The sequence below is a fragment of the Winogradskya consettensis genome (assembly GCF_018332715.1).
Taxonomy (GTDB): domain Bacteria; phylum Actinomycetota; class Actinomycetes; order Mycobacteriales; family Micromonosporaceae; genus Actinoplanes; species Actinoplanes consettensis.
In genome coordinates this window covers 22944-38579 of sequence record NZ_BOQP01000060.1, presented here as the reverse complement: position 1 = coordinate 38579, position 15636 = coordinate 22944, and the positions used below count along the sequence as shown (strand labels likewise).

At 69.2% G+C, this 15636-nt stretch carries 13 protein-coding genes; 11 read left to right on the top strand and 2 right to left on the bottom strand.

Features of this window, described 5'->3' with window-relative positions; genetic code table 11:
- Positions 1-241: 241 nt before the first annotated feature.
- The 11 genes from Aco04nite_RS44970 to Aco04nite_RS44920 all read left to right on the top strand — a co-directional run bounded on the left by Aco04nite_RS44970 (position 242) and on the right by Aco04nite_RS44920 (position 13546).
- On the top strand, positions 242-976 hold the full coding sequence (locus tag Aco04nite_RS44970) for an alpha/beta fold hydrolase (RefSeq protein WP_308161735.1): 735 nt from the start codon (positions 242-244) through the stop codon (positions 974-976).
- A gap of 53 nt (positions 977-1029) precedes the next feature.
- Positions 1030-3486: a SpoIIE family protein phosphatase gene (locus Aco04nite_RS44965; RefSeq protein WP_244876760.1), complete on the top strand. Its 2457-nt coding sequence runs from the start codon at positions 1030-1032 to the stop codon at positions 3484-3486.
- On the top strand, positions 3483-3830 hold the full coding sequence (locus Aco04nite_RS44960; RefSeq protein ID WP_213003306.1) for an STAS domain-containing protein: 348 nt from the start codon (positions 3483-3485) through the stop codon (positions 3828-3830). Before Aco04nite_RS44965 ends, Aco04nite_RS44960 begins: the two co-directional genes overlap by 4 nt.
- Before the next feature lie 20 nt (positions 3831-3850).
- Positions 3851-5809: a TIGR03960 family B12-binding radical SAM protein gene (locus tag Aco04nite_RS44955; RefSeq protein ID WP_213003305.1), complete on the top strand. Its 1959-nt coding sequence runs from the start codon at positions 3851-3853 to the stop codon at positions 5807-5809.
- 91 nt (positions 5810-5900) lie between these two features.
- Positions 5901-6641 carry a TIGR03936 family radical SAM-associated protein gene (locus Aco04nite_RS44950; protein WP_213003318.1) on the top strand — a complete coding sequence of 247 codons (741 nt, stop codon included), beginning with the start codon at positions 5901-5903 and terminating at the stop codon, positions 6639-6641.
- Between the two features lie 132 nt (positions 6642-6773).
- Positions 6774-9956: an Rne/Rng family ribonuclease gene (locus tag Aco04nite_RS44945; RefSeq protein ID WP_213003304.1), complete on the top strand. Its 3183-nt coding sequence runs from the start codon at positions 6774-6776 to the stop codon at positions 9954-9956.
- A 152-nt stretch (positions 9957-10108) separates the two neighbouring features.
- Positions 10109-10639, top strand: a complete 531-nt coding sequence (locus Aco04nite_RS44940; protein WP_213003303.1) for a hypothetical protein — start codon at positions 10109-10111, stop codon at positions 10637-10639.
- Between the two features lie 178 nt (positions 10640-10817).
- Positions 10818-11132, top strand: a complete 315-nt coding sequence (rplU, locus tag Aco04nite_RS44935; protein ID WP_203841432.1) for a 50S ribosomal protein L21 — start codon at positions 10818-10820, stop codon at positions 11130-11132.
- A 12-nt stretch (positions 11133-11144) separates the two neighbouring features.
- Entirely contained in the window at positions 11145-11417 is a 273-nt protein-coding gene (rpmA, locus tag Aco04nite_RS44930) for a 50S ribosomal protein L27 (RefSeq protein WP_203841431.1), read from the top strand.
- 149 nt (positions 11418-11566) lie between these two features.
- Positions 11567-13069 carry a GTPase ObgE gene (gene obgE / locus Aco04nite_RS44925; RefSeq protein ID WP_213003302.1) on the top strand — a complete coding sequence of 501 codons (1503 nt, stop codon included), beginning with the start codon at positions 11567-11569 and terminating at the stop codon, positions 13067-13069.
- Positions 13070-13129: 60 nt separating this feature from the next.
- The gene (locus Aco04nite_RS44920; RefSeq protein ID WP_213003301.1) at positions 13130-13546 is read left to right on the top strand and encodes a GNAT family N-acetyltransferase; all 417 of its coding nucleotides are present in this window, start codon (positions 13130-13132) and stop codon (positions 13544-13546) included.
- On the opposite strand, the gene Aco04nite_RS44915 is transcribed toward Aco04nite_RS44920, so the two are convergent.
- Positions 13517-15055, bottom strand: coding sequence for a ricin-type beta-trefoil lectin domain protein (locus Aco04nite_RS44915; RefSeq protein ID WP_213003300.1), 1539 nt, complete (start codon positions 15053-15055; stop codon positions 13517-13519). The two genes, Aco04nite_RS44920 and Aco04nite_RS44915, sit on opposite strands and share 30 nt — an antisense overlap.
- Entirely contained in the window at positions 15052-15627 is a 576-nt protein-coding gene (locus Aco04nite_RS44910; RefSeq protein ID WP_213003299.1) for a prepilin-type N-terminal cleavage/methylation domain-containing protein, read from the bottom strand. The genes Aco04nite_RS44915 and Aco04nite_RS44910 overlap by 4 nt, the downstream gene beginning before the upstream one ends.
- Positions 15628-15636: the final 9 nt, after the last annotated feature.

Here is a 15636-nt window from a genome sequence, read left to right as displayed (position 1 = left end):
CCTGGTGTCCTTGCCCAGGTTAGAGGGGGTGTGCCAGTTCTTCGGGGGCTGGTGATCGGGGCTATTGATCAGCGTGACATCGGGGGGAGGCGGAATTTGGAGAAAAACGTCGCGGAAAGACGGACAGCGGGGGCGATGTGCGAGACGGTGTGGAGTCGTATGGTGACCCGGTGGTGATCCGGACATGAATACGACTCAGCGGCATGCCATCAGTGTGGAGGGGCCGGCTGATGGACAGCCGATGATCTTCGCGCATGGGTACGGCTGCGATCAGAACATGTGGCGTTATGTGGCGCCTGAGTTCGCGGGTACGCATCGCGTGGTGCTCTTCGATCATGTGGGGGCCGGGAAATCGGACCTCCGCGCGTACGAGGAGGAACGGTATTCGAATCTCGAGGGCTATGCGTCCGATGTGCTGGAGATCATTCACGACCTTGACCTGCGGGATGTGATTTTTGTCGGGCACTCGGTCAGCGCGATGATCGGGGTGCTCGCCGCGATCCGGGAGCCGCAGCGGTTCGCCAAACTTGTCCTGATCGGACCGTCGCCGCGTTACATCGACGACGGGGACTACGTGGGCGGTTTCGCCAAGACCGATGTCGAGGAGATGCTCGCGTCGCTCGACAGTAACTATCTTGGCTGGTCCAGTGCGATCGCGCCGGTCATCATGGGCAATCCGGACCGGCCGGAGCTGGGTGCGGAGCTCACCAACAGCTTCTGTGCGACCGATCCGGAGATCGCCAGGAAGTTCGCCTTCGTGACCTTCACGGCGGACAACCGCGACGACCTGCCTAAACTGCGTACGCCTGCCTTGATCTTGCAGTGCACCGATGACGTGATCGCTCCCGCGGTGGTCGGTGACTATGTTCACGAGCATCTGAGAGGGAGCACACTGGTGGCCATGAACGCGACCGGGCATTGCCCGAACCTCAGCGCGCCCGCCGAGACGGTCGCCGCTATCAAGGGCTACATCTGAGAGCTATGGCGGAAAGCGGCGGTGATGTGCCGGAAGTGACGCAGGATTTGCGCGTGCCATGGGAAGAGGATCCGGGTGACCTGTATGAGCACGCCCCTTGCGGTTACCTGACGACGCTGCCCGACGGAACGATCGTCAGGGTCAATGAGACGTTTCTCGCCTGGACCGGTTACGAACGTTCCGAGCTGGTCGGCCGGAAACGGTTCCGTGACCTGCTCAGTCCGGGTGACAAGATTTATCACGAGACGCATTACGCGCCGCTGCTGTCCATGCAGGGTGACGTGCACGAGGTTGCCTTCGACGTGGTCTGTGCCGACCGGCGCCGGCTGCCGACGCTGGTGAACTCCGTGCTCGGGCGGGACCCCGCCGGGCATCCCCGGGCCATCCGGACCATGGTCTTCGACGCCACCGAGCGTCGTGGCTACGAGAAGGAGCTGTTGAAGGCGCGGCGCACCGCCGAGGCTTCCGAGCTGCGGGTGCGAGCGCTGCAGCAGGTGGTCGCGGAGCTCTCGGCTGCGCCGAGTGCGGCGGAGGTCGCCGGTGCCGTCGTGCGCGCGCCCGCGGCCGCGTTCGACGCGGCGTTCTGCAACGTGTGGCTCGTCGACCCCGACCGGGACCAGCTGACGGCGGTCGCCAGCACCGATCCGGACGGTCCGGCCCGCGACGACATCCCGTGCTCCTCCTCACGTCCGATCGCGGAGGTGGCCCGCCGCGGCGACCTGCACGTCGTGCCCACGATCGCCGCGGCCGAGGAGCGTTTCCCGGAGCTCGCCGACACCATGCGGCGCACCGGCATCCGATCCGCCGTGCTGCTGCCGCTGACCACCGGGTTCGCCGGGGAGACGATCGGCGCCGAGGTGCTGGGCGTGCTCAGTTTCGGGTTCACCGAGGAACGCGAGCTCGACGAACCGGAGCTCAGCGTCGTACGGCTGCTCGGTCACCAGGCCGGGCAGGCGCTCGACCGGGCCCGGCTCTACGACGACGCGGGCCGCCGGGAGGCCCGCGCCATGTTCCTCGCCGAGACCACACGCGCCCTCGAGGAGCCCTACCGGCTGATGCCGCGCGCCCGCAACCTGGTCGAGCGGCTGGTGCCGGCGATCGCCGAGTGGGCCGCCGTGCGCCTGCAGATCGGCCCGGCCGGTCTGCTCGCCGACGCCGGTGGGCCGGCGCCCGACCAGGTGCGGCTCGCCGAACGCGTCGCGATCGTGGTCGCCAACGGCAAAGCCGAGTTCACCGATGTCGGGGCGGATCCCGACTGTGCGGTGCTGCCCCTGACCGCGGGTGGCAAGGTGCTCGGGACGCTGGCGTTACGGATGGCGCCCGGCCGGCGTACAGCTGCTGCCGAAGCCGCCTTCCTGAGCGACCTGGCCGACCGTGCCGGACTGGCACTGGAGAACGCCCGCCTCTACGAGCAGGAACGGGCCATCGCCCGGACCCTGCAGCGCAGCCTGCTCGCCGGGGACCTGCCCAGCGATCCGCGCTTCGCGGTCGAGACCCACTACCAGGCCGCGGCGCAGGATCTGGAGGTCGGCGGCGACTGGTTCGACGCCTTCCTGATCACGCAGGACAAGCTCGCGGTGGTGGTCGGTGACGTGGTCGGGCGGGGTATCGACGCGGCCACGACCATGGGTCAGCTGCGCAGTGCGATCCGGGCGCTGGCCTCCGCGGAGGCGGGACCGGCCCGGCTGCTCGAACGGCTCGACCGCTTCGTCGACCGGGTCGAGTCCGCGCGGATGGCCACGGTCGCCTACGCGGAGGTCGACCTCACGACCAACGAGATGACGTACGCGTGTGCCGGTCACCTGCCGCCGCTGCTGACCGAGCCGGGCGGCTCCCCGCGATACCTGCTCGACGCGCGGTCGGGCGCGATCGGCTCCCGGGCCGGCAGCACCGCGCGCATCGAGCACCGGGTGCCGCTGTCGCCGGGCAGCCGCCTGCTGCTCTACACCGACGGGCTCATCGAGCGCCGCACCCGGCCCATCGACAAGGGCTTCGAGGTGCTCGCCCGAACGTACGCGGGGCGGCGTGACTCGCCATTGCCCGGGCTGACGAAGGGCCTGGCGCAGACCCTCGTCGGCGGGGACCATCCCGATGACGTGTGCCTGCTGTGTCTCTCGCTCGGCACGGAGGAGCGGCTGGAGCGGTCGATCGGCGCGGACCCCGTACAGATCGCGTTGCTCCGGAAAGATCTTCGGGGGTGGCTGGTCTCGCACGACGTCGACGACGACAGCACCCAGGCGGTGCTGCTGGCCTGCTCCGAGGCGGTCGCGAACGCGATCGAGCACGGGTACCGCAACGACCCGTTCGGCATCGTGGACGTGACCGCGACGATCTCCGCCGCGGCGATCGAGGTCGAGGTGACCGACCGCGGCAACTGGAAGGGCCCGACCGGTGAGGTGTCACGCGGTCGTGGGCTGCGACTCATCCGCCAGGTGATGGACCAGGTGAACTTCGACCGCAGGGACGGCACGACCGTCACGATGCGGCGTACCCGCCGGGAGGCGCGATGACCGATCAGCAATGGGTGACCTTCGCCAAGATGGGCTCGGCCGACCTGGTCCGGCTCGCGGGCGAGATCGACCTGGCCAACGCCCCGGAGATCGGGCGGGAGATCGTGCGGCACACCGGCCGCAGCGGTGCCGTGCTCATCGATCTGACGGCGGTCTCTTTCCTGGACAGCGCCGGGGTGCGGCTGCTCGATGCGCTCGTCGGTGATCTTGATCAGGCGGGCACGCCGATCCGGCTCGTGGTCGGGGAGACCGGTGCGGCACGGATGACGCTGAAGCTGTGCGCTTTCCGCGATGACCTGCTGGCCACCGATCTGGAGCGGGCCGCGGACGAGTTGGGCGGGTAAACCGCGTACCCTGGAGCCCCATGAGCGTCAACTCAGTCTTTCCGCAGCTTGAACAGCTGCTGCCCAGGGTCAGCAAGCCGATCCAGTATGTGGGCGGCGAGCTCGGAGCCGTCGTCAAGGACTGGGACTCCACCACCGTGCGCTGGGCGTTGATGTATCCCGACGCCTACGAGGTGGGCCTGCCCAACCAGGGCGTCCAGATCCTCTACGAGGTGCTCAACGAGCAGGAGGACGTGCTCGCCGAGCGGACCTACGCGATCTGGCCCGACCTCGAAGCGCTGATGAAGGAGAACGGCGTCCCGCAGTTCACCGTCGACGCGCATCGGCCCGTCAGGGCCTTCGACGTGCTCGGGCTGTCGTTCGCGACCGAGCTCGGCTACACCAACATGCTCTCCGCGCTCGACCTGGCCGGCATCCCGATGGACAGCGCCGACCGGGGCATCGACGACCCCATCGTGCTCGCCGGCGGGCATGCCTCGTTCAACCCGGAGCCGATCGCCGACTTCATCGATGCCGCGGTGCTCGGCGACGGCGAGGAGGCCGTCCTCGAGATCACCGGGATCATCCGGGAGTGGAAGGCCGAGGGTCGCCCCGGTGGCCGTGACGAGCTGCTGCTGCGGCTCGCGCGCACCGAGAGCATCTATGTCCCGCGTTTCTACGACGTGGACTATCTGCCCGACGGCCGGATCCAGCGGGTGGTGCCCAACCGGCCCGACGTGCCGTTCCGGGTCAACAAGCGCACGACCATGGATCTCGACGCCTGGCCGTACCCGAAGAAGCCGCTGGTCCCGCTCGCCGAGACGGTGCACGAGCGCTACGCCGTGGAGATCTTCCGCGGTTGCACGCGGGGCTGCCGGTTCTGCCAGGCCGGCATGATCACCCGCCCGGTGCGGGAGCGTTCGATCACCACGGTCGGCCAGATGATCAAGGAGGGCCTGGAGTATTCCGGGTACTCCGAGGTCGGTTTGCTCTCGCTCTCCAGCGCGGACCACTCCGAGATCGGCGACATGTGCTCCGGCCTGGCCGAGCAGTACGCGGACACCAACGTCTCGCTGTCGCTGCCCTCGACCCGGGTCGACGCGTTCAACATCGACCTGGCCCAGGAGCTGTCCCGTAACGGGCGGCGGACGGGGCTCACCTTCGCGCCCGAGGGCGGCTCGGAGCGGATCCGCAAGGTCATCAACAAGATGGTGACCGAGGAGGACCTGATCCGGACGGTCGTCACGGCGTACACCAACGGCTGGCGCAGTGTGAAGTTGTACTTCATGTGCGGGCTGCCCACCGAGACCGACGACGACGTGCTGCAGATCGGCCGGATGGCACACGAGGTGATCAAGGCCGGTCGGGTCGCCACCGGCACCAAGGACATCAAGTGCACGGTCTCGATCGGCGCGTTCGTGCCCAAGCCGCACACCCCGTTCCAGTGGGCCGCCATGGAGCGCCCGGAGGTCATCGACAACCGGCTCCGGATGCTCAAGCAGGAGATCAACAGCGATCGGTCGCTGGGCCGGGCGATCGGTTACCGCTATCACGACGGCGAGCCGTCGCTGATCGAGGGCCTGCTGTCGCGCGGTGACCGCCGGGTCGGCAAGGTAATCCGGCGAGCCTGGGACAAAGGGCAACGATTCGACGGCTGGTCCGAGCATTTCTCGTACGCCCGCTGGGTCGATTCCGCCGCCGAGGTTCTGCCGGAGTTCGGCGTCGACCTCGACTGGTTCACCACCCGCGAGCGCGAGCAGCTCGAGGTCCTGCCCTGGGACCACCTGGACTCCGGTCTCGACAAGGACTGGCTGTGGCAGGACTGGATGGACTCCAAGAGTGAGTTCGAGCAGGACGACTGCCGCTGGACCCCGTGCTTCGACTGCGGCGTCTGCCCGTCGATGGACACCGAGATCCAGATCGGCCCCACCGGCAAGAAGCTGCTGCCCCTGACCCCCGTCGCCGGCCTGCGCACCCCCACGCCCGCGCATACGCACTGAGTTTGCCCGCGGCGGAAAACCCAGGCCAGATCGATATTTAAGGATTAGGACCATCGCCAAGAACCAGCCCGTGGGCGGTCAGGCCCCGGTCGTGCAGCGGATCCGCCTTCGTTACGCGAAGCGCGGACCGCTGCGTTTCACCTCGCACCGGGACTTCGCGCGGGCTTTCGAGCGCGCGTTGAAGCGGGCGGGCGTACCCATCGCCTTCTCGCAGGGCTTCACCCCGCACCCCAAGATCTCGTACGCGAGTGCGGCGCCCACCGGCGTCGGCAGCGAGGCGGAATACCTCGAGATCGGCCTGCAGACCGTGGTCGACGCGGCGCAGCTGCGGGTGGCCCTGGATACGGCACTCTCGCCCGGCCTGGACGTGCTGGACGCCGTGGTCGCGACCGAGGGCGGCGGCAGCCTTGCCGACCGCATCGACGCGTCCAAGTGGCGAATCGAACTTCCCCAGGTTGAGACGCAGGTCGCTATCGAGGCGGTCGCCGCCTTCCTCGCGGCCGAAGAAGTGCTGGTGGAGCGCATGACGAAGCAGGGGAAGCGGGTGTTCGACGCCCGTAATCCGGTTGTTTTCTGCACTGTGACCAACGAGTCTGGCGCACCTTCCGAGGCCAACGCGGCACCGTGTGCGATAATCGACCTTGTCGTGCGGCAGGTCACTCCCGCCGTTCGACCCGATGACGTCATGTCTGGCCTGCGTGTGGTGGCCGGCCTGGAGCCGCCGGTGCCCCCCAGGGTGACCCGGCTGGCCCAAGGCTCGCTTACCTCGCAGGGAGAGATCGTCGATCCGTTGGACGCGGATCGCGAGGACGCCACCATCGGAGGGCGCTAGCCGGTTCGGTCGGCGCCCGCGTTGGCAGACTTCGGCAGCCCGTCCGATGAGGGCCGGGACCGAAAAACTTGCGGCGACCCTGCGTGGCAGCGCTCACCCGCGCCCGGGGCCGCCAGAACTGGAGAGCGCCCCATGCTCGAAAACGAGCCCCAGGGCGGTGAACGGGACGAGGCAGTTGCTCCTCCCGTCGATGCCGCCGAGACCACCGCACCCGCTCGCCGTGTGCGTGCACCCCGCAGGAAGGCCGCCGCGGCAGCCGCTCCGGCGGAGGCACCTGACGCCGAGACCGGCGAGACCGAGGCAGCTCCCGTTGCCCCGGTGAAGGCCACCCGTAGTCGCGCGCGGAAGAAGGCCGTCCCCGCCGCTGCGGAGACGCCTGTCGCCGAGGACCCCGCTGCCGTCGCGGAGAGCCTGCTCAGCGATGCCGAGCCGGTTGCCGCTCCGGCGCCGGTCAAGGCCACCCGCAGCCGTGCGCGGAAGAAGGCCGTTCCGGCCGCTGCCGCCGCGCCTGAGGAGATCCCCGGCCTGGACGTTCCCGCTGCCGAGGCAGTTCCCGCTGCCGAGGCAGAGGAGCCGCCGGTTGCGGAGGTTCCCGCCGAGGACGAGCCCGTGGCCGACGAGCCCGTGGCCGAAGAAGAAGCTCCCGTCGAGCCCGTGCCGGTCATCGCCGTGCTGCCGCTCGACGGCGAGCTCATCGAGGACGACGCCGCCCCGCGCAGCCGCCGCCGCAAGGCCGCGCTGCCGCCGGCGGTCCTGTTCATGCCGCCGGAGGCCGAGGCCGAGCCCGCCACCAGGCGGACCCGCCGCGGTTCCACCGCCGCCCCCGTCGCCGCGGCTCCGGCCGCCCCGATCGAGGACGAGGCCGAGAGCACGGCCCCCGAGACCAGTACCAGCCAGCCCGTCGCGGTCTCCGCCGACGAGGAGCCCGTGGAGGGTGTCCGCAAGAGCCGTCGCCGTCGCCGGGGTTCCGCCGCGGCCGACGCCGACGAGGTCGCCGTCGAGGTGCCCGCCGCTTCGGCCGAGGTCACCGAGGCCCTGATCGACGACCCCGACGAGAGCGCCGACGACGTCGAGGACGGCTCCGAGGAGTACGAGGACGAGGACGGCATCAGCCGCCGGCGTCGCCGTCGTGGCCGTCGTGGCCGTGGCCGTGGCAAGGGTCCCGCCGACGAGGGCGACGAGGGCGAATCCGCCGCTGCCGACGGCGAGGAGACCGCTGAGTCCGACGCCGAGGCCGAGGGCGACAGCGAGGACGACGAGAACGACGAGGGCGACGGGGTCACCCGGCGTCGCCGCCGGCGTCGTCGCAAGGGCTCCGGCGACACGGAGACCGGTGGCGTCGAGGACGGCGTGCACACCGTCGTGCGGGTGCGCGAGCCCCGGCGTACCGATGAGGTCCAGGGTGTTTCGGGGTCCACCCGGCTCGAGGCCAAGCGGCAGCGCCGGCGCGACGGCCGGGAGCAGCGCCGGACCCGGCCGCCGATCCTGAGCGAGTCGGAGTTCCTGGCCCGCCGCGAGGCGGTCGACCGGGTCATGGTCGTGCGGCAGAAGCCCGACCGGATCCAGATCGCCGTGCTCGAGGACGGCGTCCTGGTCGAGCACTACGTGTCGCGGACCACCTCCGGGACCATGGTCGGCAACGTCTACCTCGGCAAGGTCCAGAACGTGCTGCCCAGCATGGAGGCGGCGTTCGTTGACGTCGGCCGGGGCCGCAACGCCGTTCTGTACGCCGGCGAGGTCAACTGGGACGCCACCGGGCTCGAGGGGCGCGCACGCTCGATCGAGCAGGCGCTGCGTTCCGGCGACTCCGTGCTCGTCCAGGTCACCAAGGACCCGATGGGCCACAAGGGCGCCCGGCTGAGCAGCCACATCGCGCTCTCCGGCCGGCACCTGGTCTACGTGCCCAACGGCAACGCGTCCGGCATCAGCCGCAAGCTGCCCGACAACGAGCGCAAGCGCCTGCGTGACGTGCTCAAGAAGCTCGTGCCCGACGGCGCCGGTGTCATCGTGCGCACGGCCGCCGAGGGTGCCAGCGAGGACGAGCTCGCCCGCGACGTCAAGCGGCTGCAGGCGCAGTGGGAGGACATCCAGGCCAAGGCCGCCGAGGGGCACGCGCCCGCCGCTCTCTCCGAGGAGCCCGACCTGGTGATCCGGGTCGTCCGGGACCTCTTCAACGAGGACTTCCGCGAGCTGATCGTGCAGGGTGACCAGGCGTACGGCGAGCTCGAGAACTACCTCGACTCGGTGTCACCCGACCTCGTGGAGCGGATGCACCGCTACACCGGCACCGGCGACGTCTTCGCCGACAAGCGGATCGACGAGCAGATCCTCAAGGGCCTGGACCGCAAGGTGTTCCTGCCCTCGGGTGGTCACCTCGTGTTCGACCGCACCGAGGCGATGACGGTCGTCGACGTCAACACCGGCAAGTACACCGGTGCCGGGGGCAACCTCGAGGAGACGGTCACCCGCAACAACCTCGAGGCGGCCGAGGAGATCGTGCGGCAGCTCCGGCTGCGCGACATCGGCGGCATCGTGGTCATCGACTTCATCGACATGGTGCTGGAGAGCAACCGCGAGCTGGTGCTGCGGCGGCTCACCGAGTGCCTGGGCCGGGACCGGACCAAGCATCAGGTCACCGAGATCACCTCGCTGGGCCTGGTCCAGATGACCCGTAAGCGCATCGGCGCGGGCCTGCTCGAGGCGTTCAGCGAGACCTGCGACCACTGCAAGGGCCGCGGTGTGGTCATCCACACCGAGCCCGTGACCGAGAAGCGTCCCGTGGGCGCGGCCAGCAGCCAGGTCAAGGCGGTCGCCGCCGCGGCACCCCGGGTCGAGGCACCCGCGGTCCAGCCGGTGGCGCAGCCCGCCACCAAGTCCCGCCGTCGCCGCGGTGGCAACATCGACTCCGCGCCGGTCGAGCCGGCGCCGGTCGAGGCCGTCGTCGTGGAGGAGTTCGAGGTCGAGGTCGAGGCGCCTTCGGACCTGACCCTGGAGGACCCGGTGGCCGAGACCGCGGGGATTCCGCCGCGGGAGTCCGGTGTCGTGCGTCCGGTCGGTTCAGGGGTCATCCAGCCCCCGGCTCCGGCGGTGAACGGCAACGACGCCGACGACGAATACGACATCAGCGGGTACGACCTGTCGCGTTACGGGTCCGCGTACCCCTCGGAGCCTGCGGAGCCGTTGCAGTTGACCAGCAACGACGACCCGGACGCCGCGGGTGACGAGGAAGAGGACGACGACGAGCCGGTGGGCGCGGGAGCAGGCGGTCGCCGCCGGTCGCGTCGCGGTGGCTCGCGGCGGCGTACCCGTCCCTGATCCGGGGGCACTGAGCTGAAAGCACGCTGAGATCGGGCGGTCCGGGCAGGTTCTTCCTGCTGGGGCCGCCCGACCTCATATCCGGCGATCTATGTCGGCTACCCTCGGGGCCTCCTCGCTCATCCCCCTTTCCCCAGGAGCCCGGAATCCCCATGCGACGCCTTCTCTGTGTCACCGCTCTCAGCGGTGCCCTTCTGCTCGGTGCCTGTTCCTCTTCCTCCTCCGACTCGGCCGCGGCCCCCGCGCAGGCCGATGCCTCCCCCTCCGCGGGCGTGGTCTCCAGCGCGCCTGAGGCCACCTCAGCTACGTCCGCGGCGGCTTCCTCGTCCGGTGGCGACGCTGCCTTGAAGGGCGACACCGCAGCCATCTGCACGCAGGCGGCCAAGACCGGCGGTGAGGCGGCACGCAACTTCGCCGCCGACGTCAAGCTGCTGATCGACGCCCAGTCCGCCCAGGACGCCGACGCGGTCACCAAGGCGAAGGAGAAGACGACCCGGGACGTCGAGAACTATTCGTACGCCCTGGCGGATATGGCGAAGCTCACCAGCGACCCCGCGCTGAAGAGGGCGCTGACCGCGATGGGGAAGCAGGTTTCGACTCTGAAGGGCGACGTGCGTAAACTGGACGCAGAGAAGCTCGCGGGGCTGCAGGAAACCCTCTCGAAGGCCTGCGGCAACTCCTGAGCTTCTCCCCGGTTTGAGCATCGAGCCGCTGATGAAGTACGCTATCTAACGGCGCTTTTTCGGCGCTGATTTTTCATGTAGTTCGAGTTTCCGTGCGCGACGTTTGGCGCCGGGAGCCAGTTACATCCGCCAAGCAGTGGATTTTTCTCGCTGCGCAAGTCTCAGGGAGTCCGCGTCGATGTACGCGATCGTCAAGACCGGCGGCAAGCAGTACAAGGTTGCCGAGGGCGACGTGATCGAGGTTGAGAAGCTCGCGGGTAAGCCCGGCGACTCGCTGAAGCTCGCCGCGGTTCTCCTCGTCGACGGTGACAACCTGGTGACCGACGCTGCCAAGCTTGCCAACGTGACGGTGTCCGGCGAGATCGCCGATCACACCAAGGGTCCGAAGATCCGGATCCACAAGTTCAAGAACAAGACCGGCTACCACAAGCGCCAGGGGCACCGCCAGCCGCTGACGCTCGTCAAGGTGACCGGCATCTCCAACAAGAAGTAGGGACGAACCGCCATGGCTCACAAAAAGGGTGCCTCCAGCTCTCGTAACGGCCGTGACTCCGCCGCCCAGCGGCTCGGAGTGAAGCGGTTCGGTGGCGAGCTCGTCAAGGCCGGCGAGATCATTCTTCGCCAGCGTGGCACGAAGTTCCACCCGGGCGACCTGGTCGGCCGCGGTGGCGACGACACGCTGTTCGCGCTCGCTCCCGGCAACGTGCTCTTCGGTCACACCCGTGGCCGCAAGACCATCAGCATCGTGCCGGTCGCGGCCGCTGCTGCGGCAGAGTAAGTAGCGCCGCACAGCACCACAGCACCACAGCATCACAGCGGGCCGTGGACCTTCTGAGGTCCTCGGCCCGCTGCCGTATTTCCGGGCATAGGTTGTGACTCGCGAGCGTTCTCCTTGCGGAGACATTGCGTCGAAGTGGGAGATCTGAAGTGGCTACGTTCGTCGACCGGGTCGTACTGCACCTGCAGGCAGGAGACGGCGGGCACGGTTGTGTCTCCGTTCGGCGCGAGAAGTTCAAGCCGCTGGGCGGGCCCGACGGCGGCAACGGCGGCCACGGCGGCGGCATCACGCTCGTCGTCGACTCTCAGCAGCACACGCTGCTCGACTTCCACTTCCGCCCGCACATCAAGGCGCAGAACGGTGCCGGTGGCGCCGGCGCCAACCGCGACGGCGGCAACGGTGGCGACCTGGAGCTGAAGGTTCCGGACGGCACTGTCGTGCTGAGCCCCGAGGGTGAGGTCATCGCCGACCTGATCGGCGAGGGCTCGACGTTCGAGGTGGCCCGCGGTGGCCGGGGCGGGCGCGGCAACGCGTCGCTGGCCAACACCCGCCGCAAGGTTCCCGGCTTCGCCGAGCTCGGTGAGCCCGGCGCGGGGCTCGACGTCGTGCTCGAGCTCAAGAGCGTCGCCGACGTCGGCCTGGTCGGGTTCCCGTCGGCGGGCAAGTCGTCGTTGATCTCGGTGATCTCCGCGGCCAAGCCGAAGATCGCCGACTACCCGTTCACCACCCTGGTGCCGAACCTCGGCGTGGTGCAGGCCGGCGAGAAGACCTTCACCGTCGCCGACGTGCCGGGCCTGATCCCGGGTGCGGCCACCGGCAAGGGGCTGGGCCTGGAGTTCCTGCGTCACATCGAGCGCACCTCGGTGCTGCTGCACGTGCTCGACTCGGCGGCGCTGGAGATCGAGCGCGACCCGATCGCCGACCTGGACGCCATCGAGGCGGAGCTGGTGGCTTACGGCGGGCTCGAGGACCGGCCGCGCATGGTCGTTCTGAACAAGATCGACATCCCGGACGGCCGCGACCTGGCCGAGATGGTGCGCCCCGACCTGGAGGCCCGCGGCTACCAGGTGTTCGAGGTCAGCGCCGTCACCCGTGAGGGTCTCAAGGATCTCGTCTACGCGCTGGCCGAGGCCGTGGAGAACAACCGCCTGGCCGCTCCGCCCATCGAGCCGAGCCGTGCCATCGTCCGGCCGCGCGCCGTGGACGAGAAGGGCTTCACGATCGACAAGAACGGCGAGGGCGTCTGGATCGTTCGCGGCATCCAGGTCGAGCGCTGGATCCGCCAGACGATGTTCGACAACGACGAGGCCGTCGGTTACCTCGCCGACCGTCTCGAGCGGCTCGGCGTGGAGGCTGCGCTGGGCAAGAAGGGCGCGCAGGCCGGCGACCCGGTCCGCATCGCCGACTTCGACTTCGACTGGCAGCCCAACGCCGGCGAGTACATCAGCGGCCCGCGCGGCTCGGACAGCCGGCTCGAGGAAGACATCAACCGCGCCAGCGCCGCCCAGCGGCTCGCGGCCCGCAAGGCCCGCCGGGTCCGTTCGGACGACGAACTGCTGCACATGTCCGAGGACGGCACGGTGTCGACGATCTCCATGTCGAAGAAGCCGGTGCTGGTCGAGGACGACGAGGACGAGGACGACGGGGAGTAATCCGCTGCCGTCCAGATTCCGGCAACCCGGTGGAAATGGACGACACATAGCGTTACGCCCATGCTGATCGAGTCCCGTGCGTTCCCGGATCCCGAGCTCGCCGCCCTGCTGCTGAGCCAGCAGCAGGAGCTCGGGCAGGTGGAGAACAACCGGGACGACATCGCCTACCTGGTCGTCGTGGTGCGGGGCCGGGTCGTCGCGTGCGGCGGCTGGCAGGCGATGGAGCCGGGTGCGGCCGTGCTCAGGCGGATCTTCGTGCGGCCGGCGTTCCGGGGCAGGGGCATCGCCGGGCAGCTGGTCGTCGCGCTGGAGGAAGAGGCGCTGGCCGTGGATCGTCCGCTGCTGCGGATGGAGGGCTGCGTTCACCATCCGGCCATGATCGCGCTGTACCGGTCGGCGGGTTACTCGCAGACGGCTACGTACGGTGAACGGATCTGGTTCGAGAAGTCACTTCTCGCTCACGTCGGTTATCGCTGAGCTGAGCACCATCGGGTCGGCGTTCCACTTCTGGCCCCGGGAGCCGTCGCAGACCGCGAGCGTGCCCTTGCTGATGGCCGTGCCGGTGGTCCAGGCGTCAACCGTGGCGTCCGTGGGAGCCAAGCACCAGATCGTTCCGGCAGGCGCGTTGTAGGTCGTCTCGATCCGGTACGCGTTGCCGAAGACCCCCGTGTTGGCCCGCCGGGTCCACGTGAGCGCCGCAGTGGGCGTCGCGGCCGGGTTGCAGGTCACCAGCGTCGGGTAGCTGGTTCGGCCGGGGCTGGTGAGGCAGTACTTCACGCCGTACTTGTTGGCGAGCCAGATGACCCCGGTGCCGCTGGTCTGACCGGTCGCGACGGCCGGCAGATGCCAGACCTGGTTCCACTGCACGGTGCCGGTCGGGCTCTGCTTGCACGGCCAGATGACCATGTACGCCGCGCTCGTGTTGTCGGCGGATACGTCGAGGCAGCGGCCGAACTGCTCGAAGTTGACCAGCTGGTTCGTCTTCTCGCCCGCGCCACCGGTGCCGACCGCGGCGTCCGGCTGGAAACTGCGGGTGATCGTGTAGTCGCCGTCGCACGCCGCGTCGTACTGCGAGACGTTCGACGGGTCACTGGCGACGGCGTGCAACGCGATGGTGCTGCCCGCCTGGCCCGGGTTCACGACGTGGAAGCACTGCCGGTCCTTGTCGCCGTTCTTCGTGCCCTCGAAGTTCGCCCGGTCGTTGAGGCTCCACTGCTGGCGCTCGGCGGTGGTGGCCGCGCACGCCCGGAAGACGACCTGCTCGTTCTGGGTGGGCGCGGCGTCGAGGCACATGCCGGTTCCACCGGTCGCGCGGGAGGCGGTCAGGACCAGATTCAGGTTCGAGACGTACGCGAACTTCTGCTTGTCGTCGTTGCTGTCACACACCTGCAGCGTCAGCGCCGCCCCGGCGGCCGGTGTGGTGCTGGGCGCGGAGAAGCACAGGTCAGGCGTGTGGTTGCCGAGGATGTGGATCAGCCCGCCGGCGATGTTTTCCCGGGTCCTACTGTGCAGCGTGTAGGTGGCCGTGACCGTGCGTGGAGAGACATCGCTGCTCAGCGCCTTGCCGGTCGAGGAGAGCAGCACGTAGACCGGTGTCTCGCTGCCGGTCAGATAGGCGCTGGTGCACGCCATCCTGTTGGCCGCGGCCCAGGCCACGTCGCCGGCCGGTGGCTGGGTCCGCAGGTAGTAGATGCTCACGGTGTACGTCTGGTCGGTCGCCGCGTTGACCGAGCCCGTGAACGGGCCGCAGGGCAGCGCGGCCGGGTTGCCGGTGCCGTCGCTGTTGGTCGCGATCCGGATGTGACCGAGTGCGACGTCGATGCCGGTCTGTGCGGCGTCGATCGCCTCGGAGCTGTGGATCGTCGACCGGGTGCCGGTGATCTGGGAGCCGACCGTCGCGGCGAGCAGGCCGCTGAGCCCGAGCCCGATGATGATCAACAGCATGGCGGCGGGCAGCGAGCCGCGGTCGTCGCTCCGGCGGTTCACTGGCTGAAGACCGGGTCGGCGGGCTCCGCGCTGAACAGCGACGTCGCCGCGCGGATGCACGTGGCGTACTTGCAGTCGGACGACGTCCAGGTGATCGCCACGACCAGGCGGACCATCTGCACGGGCTGCGCCGGGTCGGTGCCGCACGTGCCCCCGGCGCGGGGCTGCCAGCAGCGGCCGACCAGGAAGTACCGGTAGTACTTGACCTTGTTGGCGGTCAGGGCGAGGTCCTGCGTGTCGGGGATCGGCACGGTCGGGCTCACCCCGGAGACGGGGGCGTCCCAGCGGGTGGTGTTCGACAGGTAGCCGTACGTGTCAAAGACACTCAGATTGAGGCAGCTGCCGCACTGCGCCCGCCCGACCAGCAGGGTGGGGCCGCCGAAGCCGCGGGCTGATTCCATCCCGGCCTGGGCAAGGCGCGTCGCGGTCTGGATCTGTGATTGATAGCGGCTGGTACGCACGGACGCGGCGAAATACGTCCCCAGCGCCGCCATCATCGCGCTGATCAGGGCGAGCGCGACGACGACCTCCATCATCGTGAACCCGTCGTCGCGGGAGCGCCTGACTCGCATGACCTCATC